The organism is Kibdelosporangium philippinense (assembly GCF_021390435.2).
Lineage (GTDB): Bacteria > Actinomycetota > Actinomycetes > Mycobacteriales > Pseudonocardiaceae > Kibdelosporangium > Kibdelosporangium philippinense.
The window spans coordinates 2,641,707-2,662,975 of sequence record NZ_JAJVCN010000002.1 but is presented as its reverse complement, the minus strand read 5'-3'; the positions used below and the strand labels follow the sequence as shown (position 1 = coordinate 2,662,975).

The window sequence follows — 21,269 nt, the reverse complement described above, 5'->3', positions numbered from 1 at the left end:
CGCACGAGCACCGAACCGGGACAAAGGCAGCATAACAGCGTCCAGTGCACTAGTTCGCTGTACGCTGTATGCCCATCTCGGTACGGTGTATCCCATGCGCACTGTGCTGATCTCAGGGGCAGGCATAGCCGGACTCTCACTTGCCTACTGGCTGACCGAATACGGCTTCCGCCCGACGGTGGTGGAACGCTCCCCGGCATTGCGAACCGGCGGACAGGCGATCGACATCCGTGGCACCGCACGGGAAGTAATCTCCCGGATGGGCCTGATGGACACCATCCGGGCGCACCACACCGGAACGCACGGCATCGCGTTCCTCAACGAGGCCGGCGAGCACGTGGCCAGGATGGGCGGCGACGACTTCGGCGACTCAGGCGGAATCGTCGCGGAGATCGAGATCCTGCGCGGTGACCTCGTTCGTATCCTGCACGAGGCGTTGCCGTCGGGCGTCGAATTCCTGTTCGGCGACAGGATTGTCGCGATGACCGAACACGCGGACGGCGTCGATGTCACGTTCGCCGAAGCAGCACCTCGGACCTTCGACATCGTGGTCGGCGCGGACGGCGTCCGCTCTGGCGTGCGTGAGCTGATGTTCGAGGCGGACGTGCGGGATCTTGGCTACTACTCGGCTTACTTCGCCGCGCGGCTTGACCTCGACTTCGACGGCTGGGAGCTGATGTACAGCGTGCCGCGCCGCAACGTCATCCTGTATCCGGTGGGTGACAGCGGCGAGGTCCGTGCCATGTTCGCGTTCTCCGGGCCGGTGGTGCCCGACGCGCGGCGCGATCCGAAAGCGCTGCTGGCCAGGGAGTTCGACGGCGTCGGCTGGCATGTGCCCGGCCTGATCGAACAGTTGTGGCGGGCCGAGGACGTCTATGTGGACCGGTTCACGGAAGTGCGCGTCGAGCACTGGTCGAACGGGCGTGTGGTGCTGCTCGGCGACTCCGCGTTCGGCGGCTCCATCGGAATGGGCACGAGCATGGCGATCGTCGGCGCGTACGTCCTGGCGGGTGAACTGTCTGAAAATGGACATGAACACGCGTTTGCCCGATACCAGAACGAGATGCGCGACTACGTGGCGACGAACCGCAAACGCCCACCAGGCGGCACGAACGGTTTCCTGCCGCGTACCCGGCGAGGTATCTGGCTGCGCAACCAGTTCATGCGGCTGCTGACGCGTCTGCCCGGTCGCAAGAAGATGATGGGCGGGATGGACAAGGCGGCCAGTTCCATCACGCTGAAGTCATACACACGTTCTGTCTCTCCCGGATGATCGGCATGGTGTGCGACCCTGTGAGGTATGAGCGACGACCGGAACGTACTCGGCGGCGCCCTCGAGGAATGCGGCACTGACCCGGTGACCGGCTTCTACCGAGACGGCTGCTGCACCACGGGCCCGCAGGATGCGGGCAGTCACACCGTATGCGCGGTGATGACCGGCGAGTTCCTGCAGCACCAGCGGGAAATCGGCAACGACTTGGCCACCGCACAGCCACGCTTCGGTTTCCCCGGGCTCAAGCCGGGAGACCGCTGGTGCGTGGTGGCTTCCCGCTGGCTGCAGTCCTATGAGGCCGGCGTCGCGGCGCCAGTGGTGCTCGCCGCGACGCACGCCCGTGCTTTGGATGTCGTTCCGCTGGAAGCCTTGCAGGAGTACGCGGTCGACGTGCCAGCCGACCCCAGTTCACTGCTTTAACGAATCGGCCGCCATGGCTGCGGGATCTCCTCTTCGGTGCCGAACGCGAGCGGGATCCGGTACGGCACTGGTGCTTTGACGGCCGGAATCGGTTCGCCCGACGAGACATAACGGTCCGCGATCACCTGACCGGACGCGTCCACCACACCAAAGCAGTATCCGAGTTCCCGCGCCTTGTCGATTATCATCCCGACGGCTTGCACTGTCGCCGCGCCGGACGGGGTGTCGATCGGGCCGTCGTGCATCCCGATGATCACGCCGGGTTTCAACTGCCGCACGATGTCGTCGCTGATGGCGGTCGCGGTCATCTCGGGCAGCCAGTCGGAAGTGTTGATGCGGTTGAGGAAGTACGTGTACCCCATTTCGATCAGCAGCTTCTGCACGGCCGGGTTCGATCCGCCGAAAGGCGGCCGGATGCCTGTGAAATCGATTGGCGCGCCCGCTGCCTTCAGGACCTTTTCGTTACGCAGTACCCTCTTCCCGGTTCTGCTCGGGCGTGAGCTGGTCCATGTGGACATGCGAGTAGGTGTGGTTGAGTTCGACGTGGCCTTCGCGTGCCTGGAATCTGGCCCACTGCGGGTTGGCTTCGACGCGCACGCCGTTGTCGAAGAACACCCCGTGGACTTGCTTCTCCCTGAGTGTTTTGAGCAGTTCGGGCCGGTAGATCGAGGTTCCGTCGTCGAAGGTGAAGGCGATCCGCCGGTCGCAGGAGTTGTCGATCTGCGGCTTCGTGCCGACGTCCGAGCGTGCCGCCGCGGCCAGGACAGCCAGTCGTTGATGGGCGTTCAACCGGAACTGTGCAGCTGCTTTGTCCACTGTGCTCAGGAAGTCGGCCTTGCCGCGGAACGGTTCGGCGTTCCACACCACATCTTGCAACGTGCATCCGTCCGCACGTTGCGGGTTTCGCACTCCGGAATCGCTTCGGCCGTATGAAATCGTTTGTTCCGGCGCCCATCCGTTCGGACAGGCGTCCCGCGCCGGGATCACGTCCGTGCGTTTGATGTCGTTGACCGTCACCGTGTTGACGAGCTGGTCGGGCACGTCGGCGGCGACGTTCACGACTACCCGGATCGGCGGGTAGGACGAACGTGGTGGCAGAGCGTCACTTCGCTGGCAGGTCGTTGCGGTGCACGTCCATCCTTCGCCAGCGACCGCTGTCGCGGTCAGTCCGGCGGGCAAAGTGTCGCTCACAGTAACCGTTCCCGTGGCAGAGGATCTGCCGGGGTTTGTGACTGTGATCGTGGCGTATGCGGCGATCATGCCCGGCAAGAAGTGCGATGGCGCGTGGTTCACCGACACTGTCAATGGTTGTGCGGCATTCGCGGGGATTGACACTGCCAGTAAGAGGACGGCGGCGCCGACCACGGACCTGATCATGTTCACCCCCAATAGTTCGGAAGGTTTCCTAATCAGTCTCCAATCGGCGTCAAGGGTCTCCGGGTTTCCAGCACGAGCTCCCGTGTCACCAGCACAAGCGCTGCCAACATGGAAAAGGCCAGCAGTTTGAGGTCCACGCTCACCTTGCCGAACAGAAACGGCGTATATGAGAAGAACGACGCGAACTGGACGAGCAACGGTACCGGCCAAAGCCTGCGCGGGAAGTAGAACGCCACGATCACGGAAAACACGTCGGCAAGGTAGAAGTAGCGTTCGTGCATCGCGGGCAGGAAGAACGGCACAAGGATCGCGAACACTCCTGCCAGCAGGATCACGCGCGGAATCGTCAGCGGCATCCGGCTCGCCACAACACCGAGCACCACGATCAACGCCAGCGTCCCGGTGAACAACACGCCCGCGGTCCTGATCAGGTCAGCGGAGTTGGTGACGTTGAGGAACTGGTAGATGTTCGACGCGTTCAAGGTCAACCGCGTGTCCTGCCCTGCTTGATCGACGTATACCGAAAGCAGCTGCACAGGGTTCGCGCCCGCGAGCAAAGCCGGGCCGTCGAGCAGCAACACGACACCGGGCACGACAAGCAGCCCAGGCCAGGGCACCTTGCGCAGCAACACAAGGATCAACAGCAGCGGGAACAGGAACACGATCTGCAGCTTGAAAGCCAGCGCCAGGCCGAAGAACACGCACGCCAGCCACGGCCGGGAACGCACGGTGTAGTACACCGCGCCGACGCCGAACGCGGCGTAGATCGAATCGCATTGGCCCCAGAAGGCGCCATTGGTGACGACTGTCGGTAACAGGCTGACCGTCGCAGCGGCAAGGAAGGGCACCCAGCCACGCGGATACTTCAGCGCCACGAGCTTGTACGCGTAGAACGCCAGCAGCAGGTCGAAGAGGATCGAGATGACCTTGACGCCGACCAGGGCAGGCACCGGCAAGTACGTCAGGACCGCCAGCAGATACAGATACGGCACGTTGTAGTTGGCGAATTGATATCGCAGTGCGGAAAAACCGCCGTTGGCCTTGATGAAGTCGTACCACTGTGCGACGAACATCCGGTAGTCCATCGACTGGAAGTCCAGCAGCACCAGCCGGACGGCCACGGTGAGCAGAACGATCGCGGCAGCGACGAGGAAAACCTGGCCAGGACGGGCTATTCGGATCACGTCCGACACAAGACCAGATCCAGCTGGGTGCGAACTGGGAGCTGGCTGAGCGTTTGATCGAAATGCCCGGTTCTATTGACGGTCGTGGTCCAGACCACAGACACTTGGCGTGACCCAACCGCCGCCACCGGAACGTTCAAAGGAGAACGATGCCTGCATCCGGTCGCCGCTTAGAGGGCATCTGATCTTGGTTGGGGCGATATGTCTGTGTCGGGTGACGGCTGATACCTTGATCAACTTGTGGGGTCCCGGCGTGCGTACCGCAGCGACTTGTCCGATGCTCGCTGGGCGTTGATCGAGCCAACGCTGACGGCGTGGCGTGCTGCCCGGCGTGGGCCGGGAACCGTGATGCGCGTGCATGACTTGCGGGAGATCGTGAACGCGATCCTGTACGTGTGCCGGACCGGGATCGCCTGGGAGTATCTGCCGCACGACTTCCCGCCCTGCAAGACGGTTTATGACTACTACGCCAAGTGGGAAGCCGATGGCACAACGGAAACGCTGCATGACCTGTTGCGTGACCAAGTCCGCGTCGCGAAAGGCCGCGCTGCTGCCCCGACGGCGGCGATCATCGACTCGCAGAGCGTGAAAACCTCCTGCAATGTCAGCGAATCCAGTCAGGGTATCGACGCGGGCAAGAAGATCAAGGGCCGCAAACGGCACATCGCCACCGATGTGCTCGGCCTGCTGCTGGCGGTAATCGTGACCGCGGCGTCGGTGCAGGATTCCGCTGGCGGGCAACAGGTTCTCGATCATCTCGCCGCTGCGCATCCGACCGTGTCGGCGGCATGGGTGGACGGTGGCTACAACAACACAGTCATCCGTCATGGAGCCCAGCGGGGTATCCGGGTTGAGGTCGTCAAACGCCCTTCTGCCAAGGGATTCCACGTGTTGCCCCGGCGGTGGGTAGTGGAGCGCAGTCTGGGCTGGCTGATGCAACACCGCCGACTCGCGCGCGACTACGAAGCCCTGCCCCAGCGGTCGCGCACGATGGTCCACTGGGCGATGACTAACATAATGAGCCGCACCCTGACCGGGGAATCCACCCAAACCTGGCGAAACGATCCACCCAAAGCAGACATTCTTGCCTAACTAAGATCAGATGCCCTCTTAGGGCTGCTTTCCGGCGTTCTAACCCTGCTGATCGCCTTCGCTGTACCCGCGGTTCCGGCAAGCGCGGCCCCTGCGGTCTTCACTCACCCTGGAGTGATGGTCAGCCGTGCCCAGCTGGATTTCGTCCGCGGTCGTGTCAACGCGAACGCACAACCATGGCGCAATGCCTACAACCAGATGGCTGGCAGTCAGTACGGATCTTTGTCGCGCACGGCGAGGCCGCGTGCGGTAGTGGAATGTGGCCCCTATTCGAACCCGAACCTGGGCTGTACCGATGAACGTCAGGACGCGATCGCCGCGTACACCCTGGCATTGATGTGGTACATCACCCAGAACTCCCAGTACGCCACCAAGTCCATCCAGATCATGGACGCGTGGTCGAACACCATCCGAGACCATACGAACTCCAACGCACCCCTGCAGACCGCATGGTCGGCGGCGTCGTGGACGAAGGCCGCGGAGATCATCAAGCACACCTACTCGAGCTGGCCGAACTCCGGCCGGTTCGGCACGATGTTGCGAAACGTGTACCTGCCGGAGATCGCCAACGGCCGGGCGAACACGAACGGCAACTGGGAACTGACCATGATGGAAGCGTCCCTGGGAATCGCTGTGTTCCTTGAGGACCGAGCCGCCTACGACAAGGCAGTCGGGATCTTCCGCACCCGAGTGCCCGCGTTCATCTACCTGCCAAGCGACGGCGCCCTGCCGAGAACCCCGCCAGGCAGTGGAATCGACACAAGGGCGGAGATCATTTCCTACTGGCACAACCAGTCGACGTTCGTCGAAGGGCTGAGCCAGGAAACGTGCCGGGACTTCACCCACACCGGCTACGGCATCGCCTCGATCGCTGCCTTCGCCGAGACGACGCGAATCCAAGGCCAGGACCTCTACCCAGAGGTCGGTGACCGGTTGCGTACGGCTCTTGGCTTCCACACTCGGTACGAGCGTGAAGGCCCGCCGTCGTGGCTGTGCGGTGGTGCGGTGAATCGTGGCCTCGGTCCGGTGACCGAGGTCGGCATGAACCACTTCGTGACACGTCAGGGCATTGCCATGCCCAACACCCAGGCGTGGACCGAGGCTGGACGCCCGCACGGTTCGAACAACCTGTTCGTCGCGTGGTACACGCTGACGCACGCAGGTAACGCCAGTTAATGAGGTCCCTGGATCCCCCAGTGCGCTGGTAGGTTTTTCGCAGACCAGCGGACTGGGGGATCACTATGTATGCCATGCAGTACTCGATCACGCTGCCTGCCAACTACGACATGTCGATCATTCGTCACCGGGTGGCCACTCGCGGGCACCTGATGGATGGGTTCGCGGGCTTGGGTTTCAAGGCCTATCTGATTCGGACTGTGGCCGACGGGTCCGCGGTGAACCAGTATGCGCCGTTCTACGTGTGGAACGACGTTGCCGGGATGGGGAAGTTTCTGTGGGGTGGGGGCGGGTTTCAGGGCATCGTCCGGGATTTCGGGCGGCCTGTGGTTCGGCACTGGACTGGGGTCGCGGTGGAGTTCGGGTCTGGGGATGTGGCTCGGTCCGCTTCTCGGACGGTGACTCCGATTCCCGAGGGCGTTGACCTGACTGAGTTTGTGGCCGAGGCTGTGCAGCCTCTTGGGGAGCTGGCGGATTCGGAGTCGGTGTACGCGACCGTTGCGGGAGTCGATCCGGACCGGTGGGAGTTGGTTCACTTCACCGTATGGTCGGACACGGCTCCCGGGCGGTATGAGGTCCTGCATATATCCCAAGGCACCTGAGGTTCGTGTCCACCGTTCCAGCACACCGTGTCCACCGTTCCAGCACACCGTGTCCTCCTTTGCGGCACCGTGTTTTATCTGGACCTGGCTTTTTGGCTTCTTAACGGACCGTGTCCTCGCCGGACGGCAGACCACCGAGAGTAGAGGGGGCCGCCCTCCCTTTCTCCCCGTCTGGCCTGCCCGATGGGAGTAAGGGAGCTCGAAGGGGACCTTCGCGCTTCCGCGCAGCTGTGGTACGGCGGCGATCCGTTTGGCTTCCGCTTCTTGTTGCTTCCCGTGGGCGGATCACCGCCGCAGTTTCGTTTGCGCACACTGCGCTTTCGGCCGCTCTCCGCCTTCCTGTTTTCGCTCAGTGCTCTCCCCGCTCTCTGCCGCGTTCCGTTGTCCAGCTTCTGCACCCGATCGTGTGGTTGCCTTGCATTGCAAGGACTTTCACGTTCCAACGGCGTAACCTGGAGATATGGGGGAGATCACATCAACACTCTGGCAGCTCGATAACCGCGAGCTTGTCGCGTGTATCTCCGCTTCAGAACGCAAGCTACGCCGGGACTATGCCGAGCACCTTGCTTTCCTGGCCGAAGCGGATGCGCGGGGCACCGCGTACTCCTTGGGGTACAGCAACACCACCGCGCTTCTCATGCATATGTTGAACATCTCGCGCAGTGAGGGCAATCAACGGCTTGCGCACGCGGCCGCCCTGAATGACGCGAAGACACCCACCGGTGCCGCGATTGAGGCCTCGATTCCGTTGACTGCCAAGAAACTCGATACTGGCGACGTCAGCGTTGGGCAGGTTGAGGTGATCCGGAGGTTTGTTGGCAGCTTGGATCATCTTGAGCCTGAGAAGATTACCCTCGCTGAAGAACTGCTCATCGAGCGTGCCGCTCAGGATGATCCGAACGCGTTGGCCCGGTTTGGCGAGCGTGTCGTGCGAGACATCGTTGACCCGGATGGGAAACCACCGAACTTCGATGCGCCACAACGCCCCGAGCGGGAACTACGACGACACACCTACAGCGATGGACACCTCGAGTTCAAGGGGCGGCTCGATGCCGAGACGGCCGTGCTGTTCAACGAACTGCTTAAACCGTTCGAGAAGTACGAGGCCGACGACCCTCGCGGCTACGCCGAACGGGCTGGAGACGCGTTCGGCGATGTGCTCCAGCAGGCCGCCAACTGTCCGGACCTACCAACACATAATGGCCTCAAGACAGAGGTCGCCGTCACCATCTCCCTCAACCAGTTGATGAATCTCGCAGCCGACCATGTTCTGCCGGGAACCCAACTGACCACCGCCGACGCGCGACGAATCTGCTGCGATGCCCACGTTCTGCCTGCCGTGATGGGCGGCGCATCCAAGCCACTCGACATCGCCGTCCCCGCATACACCATCCCCGCGCACATCCGGCGGGCCTTGGTCCTTCGCGATCGCGGATGTACCTTCCCCACCTGCGAACGACCAGCGAGTGTGTCCCACGGGCACCATATAGTGGAATGGCAACACGGCAGGCCTACCGCCGTCGACAACCTCGTGCTGCTCTGCGGGCGTCACCACAGATTGATGCACCGAAGCGACTGGAAAGTCGAGCTCAAAGACGACGTCGCCTGGTTCATTCCGCCGGACTTCGTGGATCCTGAGCGGAAGCCACGGCGGAACCTCTTACACCGTCAGGAATCCAGAGCTTCGTAAGGGGTACTCGCTGCGAGCCGTGCGAGGGTGCCTAATGCTGTGCGCAGGGTTTCCAATGGAGGAGCGGACAATGACAGGCGGACCGCGTTGCGGGAGTGGCCGGGCAGCACCGCGAAGGCTGCGGCTGGGGCTATCGCGATGCCTTGGCGGGCCGCGGCTGCCACGAAAGTCTCTGCGCGCCATGGGTCTGGAAGTTCCCACCAGCAGTGGTAGGCGCGTGGGTCTCCTGTCACCGGCAGGTATTCGCGGGCGATTTCCTGACGGGTTGCGGCGTCGGCACGTTTCGCCGAGCAGATCTGGTCTACCAAGCCATCCGTGAGCCAGCGGGTTGCGGCTTCTATGGCGAAGTGTTGGGCCGCAAGGCCTGTGGTCCGCACTGCGGCCACGACACGGTCGGTCAACTCGGGTGGTGGCGCGATGAAACCAACAGTCAACCCCGGGGCAAGCCGTTTGGACAGGCTGTCCACAACGATGGTTCGCCCGATGGGCGGGAGGTCGTCGGCCAGGAAGCCGTAGATGTTGTCCTCGATCGCGTAGATGCCTGCCTTCTCAAGCATTGCGGCCAACGACGCTCGGCGCGCGGCAGACATCGTGACACCCAACGGGTTGTGCAAGGTTGGCTGGAAGTAGACCGCATCCACTCCCGTCAGGTCCTGTACGGCAAGGCCATCCGAATCCATCGGCAACGGAACCAAAGTGATGCCACGGCGAGCCGCGATCCCTTTCACCACAGGGTAAGTGAGAGGCTCGACTCCTAGACGGCCACCAGTAGGGACCAATACCTCCAGCGCCACCGAGATTGCCTGCCTGCCATTGCCTGCGAACACCACATTCGAAGGGCTCCAACCGCCCCGGGTCATCATCCGCGTAGCCGCCGAACGCAAAGCGGAACTACCCGTGACGGCCGTTGGCATCAGTGCCTCCGTCAGCACGTCCGAGCGCATCAAACCCGCCAGACTCGCCGACTGCATAGCGGCTTGCCCTGGCAACACGGAGAAGTTCAGCTCCATGTCCACTGTGGCTAGTGCAGGCTCCGTCAACGCATCGCCCACAGGCGTGGCAGCCCGCACGAATGTCCCCCGGCCCGTCTCGCCGACCACCAGGCCGCGGCGCCGGAGCTCGGTGTACACCCGGGTGACCGTCGAGTTGGCGATGCGGTACTTGCGGGCCAGCTGCCGCTGGGGCGGGAGCTGATCGCCCGGCTTCAGCGTGCCTGACGCAATGGCCGCGGCAAGCTTGTCGGCTATCCGGAGGTAATCCACCATTGCACCATATTGCACCGAGAGCAATGTTTCTATTGCACCGAGACACGAGCCGTGGTTAGCGTGAAACCCGTGCTCAGCTATGACGATGTCGGCTCCGGCCATCCGATCGTGCTCATCCACGGTCATCCGTTCGACCGGTCCATGTGGCGGCCTCAGGTCGAGCGGTTCAGCGACAGCTACCGTTTGATCGTCCCCGATCTTCGGGGGTACGGGCAGAGCCCCGTCATCCCCGGCAAGACGCCACTGGATGCGTTCGCCAAGGAGGTCGCCGGGCTGGTGCTCGACGAGCTCAAGGTCGACGAGTTCGTCCTCGGTGGACTGTCCATGGGCGGGCAGATCGTGATGGACTTCTACCGGCAGTTTCCCGAACGCGTCGCGGGTTTGCTGCTCGCGGACACCTTTCCTGGCGCCGAAACACCCGAAGGCGTCACAGCGCGCAACACCATGGCTGACCGGCTCGAAGGCGAGGGCATGGAGCCGTATGCCACCGAGGTTCAGTGGAAGATGGTCGCGAAGGGCAACGACTCCGCGCACGTGATGCGGATGATGAAGAAGGCGCCGCCCGCAGGCGCGGCCGCCGCGTTGAGAGGGCGCGCGGAACGACCGGATTACACCGATTTGCTTCGGACTATCACTGTGCCAACGCTTGTCGCGGTTGGGGAACTGGACGAGTACACGCCAGTCGCCGTGGCGGAGCGGATGCAGGCGTTGATTCCCGGGGCCGAGCTTGCCGTGATCGAGGGCGCTGCCCATATGCCCAATTTGGAACGGCCAGTGGAGTTCAACGCGGCATTCGAACGACTTCTTAATACGGTATGGGTATGAGCAAAGACATGATCGTGTTCGTGACGGGAGCCAGCACCGGGTTCGGCGCGGCTATTGCCCGGCGGTTCGCGATGGAAGGCGCACACGTCATCGCTTCGGCCCGGCGGGTCGACAAGCTCAACGAACTCGCCGACGAGCTCGGCGACCGGGTTCTGCCACTTGAGCTTGACGTGACCGACCGGGCGGCGGTCTATGCGGCGGTGGACAACCTCCCGTCCGCGTTCCGGGATGTGGACGTGCTGGTCAACAACGCGGGTCTGGCGCTGGGGATCGAACCGGCGCAGCGCGCGGACCAGGACGAATGGGACCGCATGATCGACACCAACTGCAAGGGACTCGCCACGTGCACGCGCGCGGTGCTGCCGGGCATGGTGGAACGCGGCCGTGGCCACGTGATCAACATTGGGTCGGTCGCGGGTTCGTACCCCTACCCTGGCGGGAATGTCTATGGCGGGACCAAGGCGTTCGTGCAGCAGTTCAGCCTGGGGCTGCGCAGCGATCTGCATGGCACCGGCGTGCGCGTGACGTGCATCGACCCGGGCATGGTCGGCGGGACGGAGTTCTCCACGGTCCGGTTCTCCGGCGATCAGGAGAAGGCCGATGCGGTGTACAAGGGCCTGCAGCCGTTGACCGCCGACGATGTCGCCGAGTCTGTGCACTGGGCGGCCGCGCAACCGGCTCACGTGAACATCAACCTCATCGAGCTGATGCCGGTCGCGCAGAGCTCGGCGGGTTTCCAGTACTACCGGACGTAAGGCTCCAAGGTGACGGCAAGGACGGCGTAAGCGTCGGGCAGCAAAGCCAACCCGCGCAACGCCGCCCACAACGAAGCCGCTTGCAGCTCGGAACCTGGGACAAGGCGACGGAACTGCTCGAACACCTCAGTGCCGAGTGGCGCCATGTCCTGGCGGAACATCAACTCGAACAACGCGGGGCCGCCTCGAGCGAAGTCCACATAGGACTCGCACGCGGCGGTCAGCTGCTCGGCCTCGCGCAGCCGCTGTGCGAGCGAGGCGTACCCAGTTGATGCCACGGCCGACAACAGGGCTGCGCGGTTCGGGAAGTGCCGTAAGGGTGCGCCGTGCGAGATGCCTGCGTCGCGTGCGACACGGCGCACGGTCACCGCGTCAACGCCGTCGTGAGCGAGCACCTCAAGCGCACAATCGACCAGGCGCTTGCGGGTGCTCACGCGTTGCCGGGCACAGGCAGCAACTCGGTTACCGGGAGCAAGTGCGGGCGCTTCGGCAGGACGCCATCGCCTGGCTGTCGGCCGATCAAACGGTTACGAATCCGTCCCCGCACCAGGGGCCAGACCTGCTGGACGACCCAGCGGGCGTTGGACACCATGCTCGGGGGCGCGGGCACGCCGGGAAGCGGTTCCAGCCACGAAGGCTCGTAAGCAACGTCCAAGCTGCGAAGCAGGTGCGCGGCCAGACGGCGATGGCCGGTCTCGGCCAAGTGCAGGCGGTCGGGCCCGAAGTACCGCGAGTCTCCAGCGGCATGATCGCCCCACAGGTCGACGAGGACCGCGCCATAACTCACGGCAGCCTCGCGGATGGCGGCGTTGAGGGCTTCGATACGCGGGCCCATGCGCCAGCCGAACGGCATGCGGCTGGAGATGTCGCTCAGCGTGAACACGACGACGGTCGGCGCCAGCTCGGTCAGGGCCCGGACCGCCTTGTCCACTCGACGAGCCACGACGCGCTCCGAGTAGCCGCCCGACATGATGTCGTTACCACCACCGAAGAGGGCGACCAGGTCGGGGTTCAGCGACATGGCCGCAGGGATCTGCTCCACAATCATCTGGTCGAGCCGCCGGCCTCGGATGCCGAGGTTGGCGTACCGGAAGTCCGGGTTGTCGCAAGCCAGTCGTTGCGCGACCAGGTCGGCCCAGCCGCGGTACACCGCACCGCCCGGGTACGGGTCGTCAAGACCCTCGGTGCAGCTGTCACCGATGGCGACAAAGCGTTGGTATCTCATTCACGCCCCTGTAACCTCGAATTCAGGTAGACAGTGTCTACCATCCCCGCCGAATTGAGGCCAGGACCTGTCCGTTATTGGCCATAGTGTTCGTGCTATGAAGCTCACCCGTAAGGCCCTCAACCGCGCCACGCTGGCCCGTCAGCTTCTCCTCGACCGCTCGGACATGCCGATCTCCGCCGCGATCGAGCACTTGATCGGTCTGCAAGCCCAGACGACGCACAGCTGGTACCCCGGCTTACGGAGCCGGCTGATCGACTTCGACCCGTACGCGTTGTCCGGCATGCTCGGCAACGACGAAGTGCTACGGCTGGCCTTGATGCGGTCGACGATCCACCTGGTCACCGCGCTGCCCAAGGAAGGCTTGTCGCTGCTGAAGTTCCACGCGCCGGACGCGGTGCACGACATCCGCTTCGAAGCCTCGTGACTGTGGCTGGCCACATTTCCCAGGCCCGCAACTGTCACGTCGTCACACAAATAGCGTGACACGACTACGGAACGTTGAATCGGCGCATATCGGTACTTACTGTGACCTCGGTTCCCACCCCGGAAAGGGGCCCCGATGGCCACTCCCACCACCCGGCGCGGATTCCTGACGTTCCTGGTCGCCGCACCAACCCTGACAGTCGCGACGAACCTGTCCGCTGACGCTTTGCCGAGCCTGCCCGCGCCAGCGGAACTCGCGGATCTCGGTGAGATCCTCATCCTCGCCGGCGCGCCGACGGCGAACATGCTTGTCCTCGAAGTGAATCCGGACGGCACGGTCGAGTTCCAGCTGCCAAGGTCCGAAGTCGGCCAGGGCATCACGACGGCGACCGCGATGCTGGTCGCCGAAGAGATGGATCTACCGGTCTCCCAGGTGCGCGTATCGTTGGCGGACGCGCGCGCCGAGTTGCTGTTCAACCAGCTCACTGGCGGTTCGAACACGATCCGTTCGGTGTACGACCCGGTCCGGCGCACCGCGGCGACCGCACGCGCGCGGCTCGTCGCGGCCGCTGGCAAGCAATGGAATCTCGCGCCTGAGAAGCTGTCCACCAGGTCCGGGAAGGTTGTCGCACCTGATGGCCGGACGCTTTCGTTCGGCACGCTCACCAAGATCGCCGCGACCCTGACCGCTATCGGCTCCACCACACCGAAACCCGAGTCAGAGCACCGGGTTGTCGGCACGGCTCAGTCCAGAATAGACGCTCGGGCGATGGTCACCGGGCAGATGAAGTACACATTGGACCTTGACGTGCCCGGGGCGATGCCAGTGGTCGTGCGCAGGCCTCCGACGATCAACGGGTCGGTCAAGTCGGTCGACGACTCCGTCGCCAAGTCCATGCCCGGTGTGCTCGCGATCGCTGTCGTACCAACGGGTGTCGCGGTAATGGCCGAGACGTTCGGCCAAGCCATCGCCGCCAAGGACGCCCTCAAGGTGACCTGGAATCCAGGCACGATCGATGCCTTGTCCGACAAGGACATCAAGGCCAAGCTCCGCTCGGCGGCGCTGCCGTTCGTGGTTCCGCCACTGTTGACGCAGCACGTCGACGGCGAGTTCGACTTCGCGTTCGTCAGCCATGCGCCGTTGGAAACCAACTCCGCGATCGCTGACGTGAAAGCCGACCGCGCGGAGATCTGGGCGGGCCTGAAGTCGCCGATCGTGGCCAAGCAGACCATCGCGGCCACCCTTGGCCTGCCGCAGGACAAAGTCACAGTGCACGTCACGCAAGGTGGCGGGTCGTTCGGCAGGCGGCTGTTCTTCGACGGCGCGCTGGAGGCCGCGCAGATCTCGAAGGCCATGCGCCGCCCGGTAAAACTGATGTGGACCCGGACCGACGACTTGCGCCACGGTCGCGCCCGCGCGGCAAGCCACCACAAAATCCGCGCGACGTTCGCCCTCGGCCAGGTGCTGACGTTCGAGCACCGCGTTGCCTCGGTGGAAACCGACTTCCGGCACGGCCTAGGCGAAATCCTGACTGCGACGGCCGCGCATCTGCCGGTCGGCGGCAACCTCAGCTTCGCGCAGACGGTGTTCCTCACAACCGTCAAGGTCCCGTACCACTTCGGCGTGTGCACGCAGCTGCTCAACGAAGTTCCGCTGCGGATGCACACCGGCAGCTGGCGGTCGGTCTACTCGGCCAACACGAGGGGTGCCGAGGAGATCATGGTCGACGAGATCGCCGCGAAACTCGGCAAGGACCCGGTGGCGTTCAGGCGGGAAACCCTCAAAACCGACCGGCAACGCGCGGTGCTCGACAAGGTCGCGTCGGCGGGCAACTGGGGCCGGACCATGCCGAAAGGCTATGCCCAGGGCGTGGCGTTCCATGACGAGTACAAGTCGTGTACGGCGTGTCTGGTCGAAATGGACGCACGGGATCCCAAGAATCCCAGGGTGACCAAGGCCGTGATCGCGGTCGACGTCGGCAGGCCGATCAATCCTCTTGGCGTACAGGCACAAATGCTCGGCGGGCTGACCGACGCGATCTCCACGACGCTGCGTGCGGGCCTGCACATCGAGAAAGGCCTGCCGCTGGAAGGCAGTTACTCACAGTTCCACTACGCGAGGCAACGCAACTCGCCGCCACAGGTGGAGATCCACGTCATGCCCGCCAACGGCGAACCGGGCGGCTGCGGCGAACTCGGCGTGCCAGCGGCAGTGGGGGCGATCGCCAACGCCTACGCCCGTGCGACCGGGATCAAGCCGCGCAGCTTCCCGATCAATTTCCCCGTCGACTTCGACCCGTTCCCCCGCTAGGAGAAAACAGTGCCGAAATACACGTTCTCCGTCAACGGGAACCCGGTCAGCGTCGACGTGCCCGCGGACATGCCGCTGCTGTGGGTGTTGCGGGACAAGCTCGACGTGAAGGGACCGAAGTTCGGCTGTGGCATCGGTGTCTGCCACGCCTGCACGAGTCACCTCGCGGGCAAGGAGATCCAGCCGTGTGTCACCCCGGTTTCACAATGCGCGGGCAAGGAAGTGACCACGATCGAAGGCCTCGCGGACGGCGATGACCTGCATCCGGTGCAGGAAGCGTGGCTTGAGCAGGACGTTGCGCAATGCGGTTACTGCCAGCCAGGGCAGATCATGGCCGCGGTGGCGTTGCTCAAACGTACGGCCAACCCGACCGACGCGGACATCGACAAGATCGAGAACGTCTGCCGGTGCGGCACGTACTTCCGGATCCGCCAGGCCATCAAGAAAGCCGCCCAAAAGATGTAACGCGTTGGACTGAACGGTGGTGTTATCGTCCACTAACCCTGCTTAGAGGCCCCCTGCTTAGAGGCTCAGTGTGGAGCGTCGATGCACTTCGTGGACACCCAACCGGTGCTCGCCCGGCTCGCGGACGCGGCCGAGCGGCGCAAGCCGGAGATGATCAAGAACACCGTCGCCCAGATCATCGAGGAAATGCCGGTGTACGGCCGGGCCGAGTTCGTCTCGCACGACGAGCTGACCCGGTCGGTCACGGTGAACATCGCCGTGGTGATGCGGACATTGCGCGGCGTCGAGCCGCCGGACACGTCGCAGGCCACGGCGACTGGGCGAGCCCGTGCGGAACAAGGCGCTCCCCTGCCGGAGTTGTTGCGCGCCTACCGCATCGGGCTCACCCAGGTCTGGCTCGAATTCACCGAAATGACCCGTGACACCGCCGAACTCATCGCGGTCACCACAGCGATCTGGGCATTGATGGACGACTACGCTGAAGCGTTGACCACGTCCTATCGGGACACGACGGCATCGATGATGCTGGCGCACCAAACCCGGCGCTCCGCATTGGTCGAGGCGTTGTTCGCGGGAGGCTCGGAGGGCTCGCTGTGGGACATCGCGCGCGTCCTGGACCTGTCGCTGGACGGCACGTTCGTGGTGGTGGCTGCCGAAACCCCGGTTGTCGGCCAGGAGGCGTTGCCGCGCATCGAGTCTCGATTACGGGAACGCTGCCTCGCCTCGGCGTGGCGGCTGACCCCGGATCTGCAGGTAGGCGTCGTATCGCTGCGGCACCCAGACGCCTCGGCCGCGATCGTGGACCTGGTCAGCGAGGACATCTCCGGGCGCGTTGGCGTCAGCCCGGTCTACACCGGACTCGGCAACACCGCGCGAGCCCTGCACCTGGCCAGGGTCGCGCTCTCCAGCCTGGCCCCGGGCACGGCGAGCATGGTGCAGTTCAACGATTCCCCGCTGGCCGGGCTCGTGGCCAGTGCGCCGGAAGCCTCGGTCCAGCTGGCGCACCAGGTACTCCGGCCGCTGCTGGATCTTCCTGGCGAGGAACGCAATGTGCTGCTGCTGACGTTACGTGCCTGGTTCGAGGGCCAAGGTTCGACCAAGCTGACCGCGCAGCGGATGTTCTGCCACCCCAACACGATCCGCCACCGCCTCAAACGCATCACCGACGAACTGGGCCGGACCTTGACCGATCCGGCGGACATCATGGAAATCGGCACGGCACTCCGGGCATTGTCGATCTTTCCGGACACCGCACATCTGCCCCCACCAGCCCGACCGGCATAATGAGGGTGGTGGAAGACAGCGCGTACCTGCGGGACTGTGAAGCGTTGCGGACAGTCTGGATCGAGCGAATCGCTGGTACGGATGGGCCACTGCCTGGCTCGGATCTCGACCCGTTGATCACCCCACAGGGCTGGTGCGGACACGTGCTGCTGGCCGAGGGGCAGCGCGCGGCCACCGTGATCGAGGCGGCCACCGACATCGCCTCGGCCTACGACCTGCCCGACGGCTCGATCGTGGTCCGAACGATGGCCGAAAACCGCCAAGTCTTCCTCTGGGCCTATGCCACGAAGTCCGGCGCGGACTACCACCTGAGCTGGCCCCACCCGGTGCTTGACGGCAGCGAGTTCGTGGACATCAAGCGCGAGAGCAGCGGCACGACCCTGTTCGACCTGGTCCAGCTGACCACCTGGGCACGTGCCCACAAGGAGAGCTGGGAGGCCATCCGGGCTGGGCGTGACCAGGACGTGCAGCAGTTCGTCCGGCGCTTCACCCGGCTGCGCGCGGGCATAGTGGACATCCTGACCCGCGCGAAACCCCAGCAAGTCCGTGAGCTGCTGCTGCGCGTCGGCCTCGACCGGGCATCCCTGCCCAACGACCTGGCCGAGCAGATCGGCTACCCCAAAGACCGCGATCCGACGATCCCCATCCCACGGTAAAGCCCGCAAGCAACGGTCAACACGGTGTTCCGCAATGGTGGACACGGCCTTCAGGAACGGTGGACACGGCGGGGGTGGGCGGGCGGCTATTGTCGGTACGTGACGGTCGCCATGGAAACTGCGCAGCCGCGGCACCTCATCGTGACCGTGTACGGCTTGTACGCGCGCGGAGCTGGCGGCTGGATGTCGGTGGCCAAGTTGATCAGCCTGATGGCCGATCTTGGCGTTGACCAGGCGGCGGTCCGCTCGTCCATCTCTCGGCTCAAGCGCAGGGGCATGCTGCAGGCCCAGCGGCAGAACGGGGCGGCCGGGTACGAGCTGTCCGACGAAGGCCTCGCGATCCTCAAGGAAGGCGACCGGCGGATCTTCCGGCAGGAACGAGCCACTCTCGCCGACGGCTGGCTGCTCGCGGTCTTCTCCGTCCCCGAGTCCGAACGCTACAAACGCCACCTGCTGCGCTCGCAGCTCACCCGTCTTGGCTTCGGAACCACGGCCCCTGGGGTCTGGATCGCGCCCGCGCACCTGTCCGACGCAACCGAGGACATGTTGCGGCGCCTGGACCTCAGCGGGTACGCGGACCTCTTTCACAGCAAGCACCTTGCCTTCGGTGACCTTGCCGAGAAGGTCCGCCGCTGGTGGGATCTCGACCAACTGGAAAGCCTGTACAACGAGTTCGTCCAGTCGCACGAGGCCGAGCGCGCGAGCGATGACCGCGAGGCGTTCGTCAAATATGTACGCCTGCTAACCGATTGGCGTCGACTGCCCTATCTGGACCCGGGCCTGCCCGCCGAACTGCTGCCCGCTGACTGGGCGGGGATCAAGGCGGCCGATCTGTTCTTCACCCTTCAGGCGCAACTGGCCACCCCGGCCGAAAGGCACGCCGTAACGTCTTCGTGACCCCGTGGGACGTATCTGACACGCAGGTAAGGCGCACCTGTGGTACCAGAGCGACCCGAAGGGGAGAGCGAATGGTGGTCAAGTTCGTCAAGAAGCCAATCAAGCCCTACGGCGATGACGATCGCAGCGCGGTCCCGGAGATTCCCCAGAACCTGTTGGAAAGGCACGGCGCTCGCGTGCTGAACCCCGTCAACGCGTTGGTCGCGGGCGGCCCCTACCCGCCGCCAAGGTCCACTGTGTACCGAGCTGGCTCGATGCTGATCCCCAACGACATCATCCGTGATGCCCGAAACACCGTCGCCTTCAACGAAGTGCTGAACCGGGTCGACCTGGAACTGATCACCCCGAGGCACCAGAACCAATACACCGAACGCCTGTACCGACTGCCCCGCCCAGTGTCCTTACGTGCGATCGGCCGAACAACGAAACCAACCCAGGTCGACTGCTGGCTGGCATTGCAGGAACTGCGAGTGGCCGCGTTGAACGGCAGGCTGCGTAAGGACTTCGTGGACCGCATCTCGGTCGACCATCTACTCGTCGGTTCCGTCGACATTGGCGGCGCGCCATGGGAAGCCAGCGGAATCGGTGGCGCGCCTTGGGAAACGAGCGACGCTGGCTACGCACGCGGCGGCACGACCGGACGTATCCCGGTATCGTTGGCCGCTCCCCCGCCACCTCGAAGCCACGTGTTCGATCGGCGGCCTGTTGTCGCGGTTCTGGACACGGGAGTCGGCCCGCATCCGTGGTTCGACTTGCCCGACCGCACGGCTCCGCCGACCGGGTTCCTCAACGTCTTCCCCGAACTGCAGGACGCGATCCGCGAGCAAGGCGAAGAAGCCGCTCTGACGACACCGACCCGGATCCTGACCGACTTCTGGGACGCGCCCGTCACCGACAACCCCTTGGTGGGCAACCTGGATCGGGACACCGGGCACGGCACATTCATCGCTGGGATCATCCGGCAATCCGCGCCGGACGCGAACGTCCTCGCGGTCCGGGTCCTGCACAGCGACGGCATCGTGTACGAAAGCGATGTTCTGCTTGCCTTGTGGAGCTTGATCTTGCGAGTACAAGACGCACAGGAGAACGATCCAGAGCGAATGATCGACGTGGTCTCGTTGTCCCTTGGGTACTTCGACGAAGCCGGGTCGACGAGCTCGTTCACCGGATTGACCGCCGAAGCAATCGACAGGTTGCGTGAACTCGGCGTGCTCGTGGTCGCCGCGGCGGGCAACGAGGCCACCAGCAGGCGGTTCTATCCAGCCGCGCTCGCCGAACGGCCAACCACCCCGGATGTCGCACCCCAGGTGATCAGCGTCGGCGCGTTGAATCCAAGCACCACACGGGCATTGTTCAGCAATGAGGCGCCATGGGTTCGCGCATGGGCGACCGGCGCCGGTGTGGTGAGCACGTTCCCGATCGACGTGCAAGGCTCGGTCAGCGCGAGCATGGTGCCCGTCGACGGCCGCAGCGCGTTGGACCCGGACGACTACCGCGCCGGATTCGCCGTCTGGGACGGCACATCCTTCGCCGCTCCCCTCGCCGCCGCGGAAATCACCGCCGCCATGATCACGTGTTCCACCGATGATCCCGCCCTCGCACTGAAGACTGTGGACCGCGAGGTCGCCGTCAAACGGGCGCGGGCCGCGTTGACGAGAGCTGGCGGATGAGATGCCCGATACCTCCTTGCATCACGCCAGAATGGCCGATTTGCTGGAAGCCGCGCGTCGCGGCGACCAGGCCAGTCTTGCCGACCTGGTCGACGAATTGACGCCGTTGTTGTGGCAAGTCGCACGGGCACAAGGATTTGACCGTGACGCCAGCAGCGACATCGTCCAGACCGCATGGCTCAAACTGCTCGGCGCGGTGGCGGAGATCCGCAGCCCGATGGCACTGACCAGCTGGCTTGTCACCGTGACCAGGCGTGAAGCCTGGCGCGTGCGCAACGCCACCCGGATGGAGGTACCTGCCAAGGACGTGATGTTCGCCGAACTGCCCGACCTCGGCCCGACGCCGGAGGAACGGCGAGTTGAGATCGAACACACGCGCCAGTTGTGGCTGGCAGTCGGCACCTTGTCGGACAGGTGCCAGCAGTTGCTCCGAATCATCGCCTTCACCCGCAGGCCCGACTACGACACCGTCAGTGCCGCACTCGGGATGCCAAGGGGCAGCATCGGTCCGACCAGGGGCCGGTGTCTCGCCAAGCTGCGGGACGCGTTGTCCGCTGACTTCGCCGAGGAGAGCTAGCGATGACTTCCCCGGACGAGCCGCTCGACGAGCGGGATCACGCGATACTCGCCGGTGTCGGCGAGCTGTGGCGCCGGTTCGATCCCATGCCCGACGATC

General features: G+C 64.4%; 22 protein-coding genes. 16 read left to right on the top strand and 6 right to left on the bottom strand.

Annotated elements, in window-relative coordinates:
• Nucleotides 1–94: 94 nt before the first annotated feature.
• A complete protein-coding gene (locus LWC34_RS31195; protein WP_233728633.1) occupies nucleotides 95–1,273 on the top strand; it encodes an FAD-dependent monooxygenase in 1,179 nt (392 codons plus the stop codon).
• Nucleotides 1,274–1,300: 27 nt separating this feature from the next.
• Nucleotides 1,301–1,693 carry a DUF2237 family protein gene (locus LWC34_RS31190; RefSeq protein WP_233728632.1) on the top strand — a complete coding sequence of 131 codons (393 nt, stop codon included), beginning with the start codon at nucleotides 1,301–1,303 and terminating at the stop codon, nucleotides 1,691–1,693.
• On the opposite strand, the gene LWC34_RS31185 is transcribed toward LWC34_RS31190, so the two are convergent.
• From LWC34_RS31185 to LWC34_RS31175, 3 genes are all read right to left on the bottom strand, one after another.
• Nucleotides 1,690–2,076: a polysaccharide deacetylase family protein gene (locus LWC34_RS31185; RefSeq protein WP_233728631.1), complete on the bottom strand. Its 387-nt coding sequence runs from the start codon at nucleotides 2,074–2,076 to the stop codon at nucleotides 1,690–1,692. The genes LWC34_RS31190 and LWC34_RS31185 overlap by 4 nt on opposite strands.
• Nucleotides 2,077–2,155: 79 nt before the next feature.
• The gene (locus tag LWC34_RS31180; RefSeq protein ID WP_233728630.1) at nucleotides 2,156–3,070 is read right to left on the bottom strand and encodes a polysaccharide deacetylase family protein; all 915 of its coding nucleotides are present in this window, start codon (nucleotides 3,068–3,070) and stop codon (nucleotides 2,156–2,158) included.
• 32 nt (nucleotides 3,071–3,102) lie between these two features.
• On the bottom strand, nucleotides 3,103–4,254 hold the full coding sequence (locus tag LWC34_RS31175) for a putative hexosyltransferase (protein WP_233728629.1): 1,152 nt from the start codon (nucleotides 4,252–4,254) through the stop codon (nucleotides 3,103–3,105).
• Nucleotides 4,255–4,494: 240 nt separating this feature from the next.
• Between LWC34_RS31175 and LWC34_RS31170 the strand changes: the two genes are divergently transcribed.
• The 4 genes from LWC34_RS31170 to LWC34_RS31155 all read left to right on the top strand — a co-directional run bounded on the left by LWC34_RS31170 (nucleotide 4,495) and on the right by LWC34_RS31155 (nucleotide 8,814).
• Nucleotides 4,495–5,346: an IS5 family transposase gene (locus LWC34_RS31170; protein WP_233722595.1), complete on the top strand. Its 852-nt coding sequence runs from the start codon at nucleotides 4,495–4,497 to the stop codon at nucleotides 5,344–5,346.
• A 117-nt stretch (nucleotides 5,347–5,463) separates the two neighbouring features.
• A complete protein-coding gene (locus LWC34_RS31165) occupies nucleotides 5,464–6,522 on the top strand; it encodes an alginate lyase family protein (protein WP_233728628.1) in 1,059 nt (352 codons plus the stop codon).
• 74 nt (nucleotides 6,523–6,596) lie between these two features.
• Nucleotides 6,597–7,124, top strand: coding sequence for a DUF4865 family protein (locus LWC34_RS31160; protein ID WP_233728627.1), 528 nt, complete (start codon nucleotides 6,597–6,599; stop codon nucleotides 7,122–7,124).
• Between the two features lie 460 nt (nucleotides 7,125–7,584).
• Nucleotides 7,585–8,814 (top strand): HNH endonuclease signature motif containing protein, encoded by a 1,230-nt coding sequence (locus LWC34_RS31155; protein ID WP_233728626.1) that lies wholly within the window; start codon nucleotides 7,585–7,587, stop codon nucleotides 8,812–8,814.
• On the opposite strand, the gene LWC34_RS31150 is transcribed toward LWC34_RS31155, so the two are convergent.
• On the bottom strand, nucleotides 8,793–10,079 hold the full coding sequence (locus LWC34_RS31150; protein ID WP_233728625.1) for an aminotransferase-like domain-containing protein: 1,287 nt from the start codon (nucleotides 10,077–10,079) through the stop codon (nucleotides 8,793–8,795). The genes LWC34_RS31155 and LWC34_RS31150 overlap by 22 nt on opposite strands.
• Nucleotides 10,080–10,148: 69 nt before the next feature.
• On the opposite strand from LWC34_RS31150, the gene LWC34_RS31145 reads away from it, so the two are divergent.
• Both LWC34_RS31145 and LWC34_RS31140 read left to right on the top strand, forming a co-directional pair.
• Nucleotides 10,149–10,904, top strand: coding sequence for an alpha/beta fold hydrolase (locus tag LWC34_RS31145; protein ID WP_372496653.1), 756 nt, complete (start codon nucleotides 10,149–10,151; stop codon nucleotides 10,902–10,904).
• Nucleotides 10,901–11,659, top strand: a complete 759-nt coding sequence (locus LWC34_RS31140) for an SDR family oxidoreductase (protein ID WP_233728623.1) — start codon at nucleotides 10,901–10,903, stop codon at nucleotides 11,657–11,659. Before LWC34_RS31145 ends, LWC34_RS31140 begins: the two co-directional genes overlap by 4 nt.
• Here LWC34_RS31140 and LWC34_RS31135 read toward each other — a convergent pair.
• Nucleotides 11,647–12,093: a TetR/AcrR family transcriptional regulator gene (locus tag LWC34_RS31135; protein WP_233728622.1), complete on the bottom strand. Its 447-nt coding sequence runs from the start codon at nucleotides 12,091–12,093 to the stop codon at nucleotides 11,647–11,649. The genes LWC34_RS31140 and LWC34_RS31135 overlap by 13 nt on opposite strands.
• Nucleotides 12,090–12,884 (bottom strand): SGNH/GDSL hydrolase family protein, encoded by a 795-nt coding sequence (locus tag LWC34_RS31130; protein ID WP_233728621.1) that lies wholly within the window; start codon nucleotides 12,882–12,884, stop codon nucleotides 12,090–12,092. The genes LWC34_RS31135 and LWC34_RS31130 overlap by 4 nt, the downstream gene beginning before the upstream one ends.
• Before the next feature lie 97 nt (nucleotides 12,885–12,981).
• On the opposite strand from LWC34_RS31130, the gene LWC34_RS31125 reads away from it, so the two are divergent.
• The 8 genes from LWC34_RS31125 (at nucleotide 12,982) to LWC34_RS31090 (ending at nucleotide 21,170) form a co-directional block, all read left to right on the top strand.
• Nucleotides 12,982–13,311 (top strand): DNA glycosylase AlkZ-like family protein, encoded by a 330-nt coding sequence (locus LWC34_RS31125; protein ID WP_233728620.1) that lies wholly within the window; start codon nucleotides 12,982–12,984, stop codon nucleotides 13,309–13,311.
• Between the two features lie 135 nt (nucleotides 13,312–13,446).
• On the top strand, nucleotides 13,447–15,621 hold the full coding sequence (locus tag LWC34_RS31120) for a xanthine dehydrogenase family protein molybdopterin-binding subunit (RefSeq protein ID WP_233728619.1): 2,175 nt from the start codon (nucleotides 13,447–13,449) through the stop codon (nucleotides 15,619–15,621).
• 9 nt (nucleotides 15,622–15,630) lie between these two features.
• Nucleotides 15,631–16,086, top strand: a complete 456-nt coding sequence (locus LWC34_RS31115) for a (2Fe-2S)-binding protein (protein ID WP_233728618.1) — start codon at nucleotides 15,631–15,633, stop codon at nucleotides 16,084–16,086.
• A gap of 81 nt (nucleotides 16,087–16,167) precedes the next feature.
• Nucleotides 16,168–17,370, top strand: a complete 1,203-nt coding sequence (locus LWC34_RS31110; RefSeq protein WP_233728617.1) for a PucR family transcriptional regulator — start codon at nucleotides 16,168–16,170, stop codon at nucleotides 17,368–17,370.
• A gap of 8 nt (nucleotides 17,371–17,378) precedes the next feature.
• Nucleotides 17,379–18,026 (top strand): hypothetical protein, encoded by a 648-nt coding sequence (locus tag LWC34_RS31105; RefSeq protein WP_233728616.1) that lies wholly within the window; start codon nucleotides 17,379–17,381, stop codon nucleotides 18,024–18,026.
• A gap of 111 nt (nucleotides 18,027–18,137) precedes the next feature.
• Complete coding sequence (locus LWC34_RS31100) at nucleotides 18,138–18,923, top strand: PaaX family transcriptional regulator (protein ID WP_233728950.1); 786 nt, start codon at nucleotides 18,138–18,140, stop codon at nucleotides 18,921–18,923.
• A gap of 71 nt (nucleotides 18,924–18,994) precedes the next feature.
• Nucleotides 18,995–20,593, top strand: a complete 1,599-nt coding sequence (locus tag LWC34_RS31095) for a S8 family peptidase (protein ID WP_233728615.1) — start codon at nucleotides 18,995–18,997, stop codon at nucleotides 20,591–20,593.
• A gap of 31 nt (nucleotides 20,594–20,624) precedes the next feature.
• On the top strand, nucleotides 20,625–21,170 hold the full coding sequence (locus LWC34_RS31090) for an RNA polymerase sigma factor (RefSeq protein WP_233728614.1): 546 nt from the start codon (nucleotides 20,625–20,627) through the stop codon (nucleotides 21,168–21,170).
• The last annotated feature ends 99 nt before the right edge of the window (nucleotides 21,171–21,269 follow it).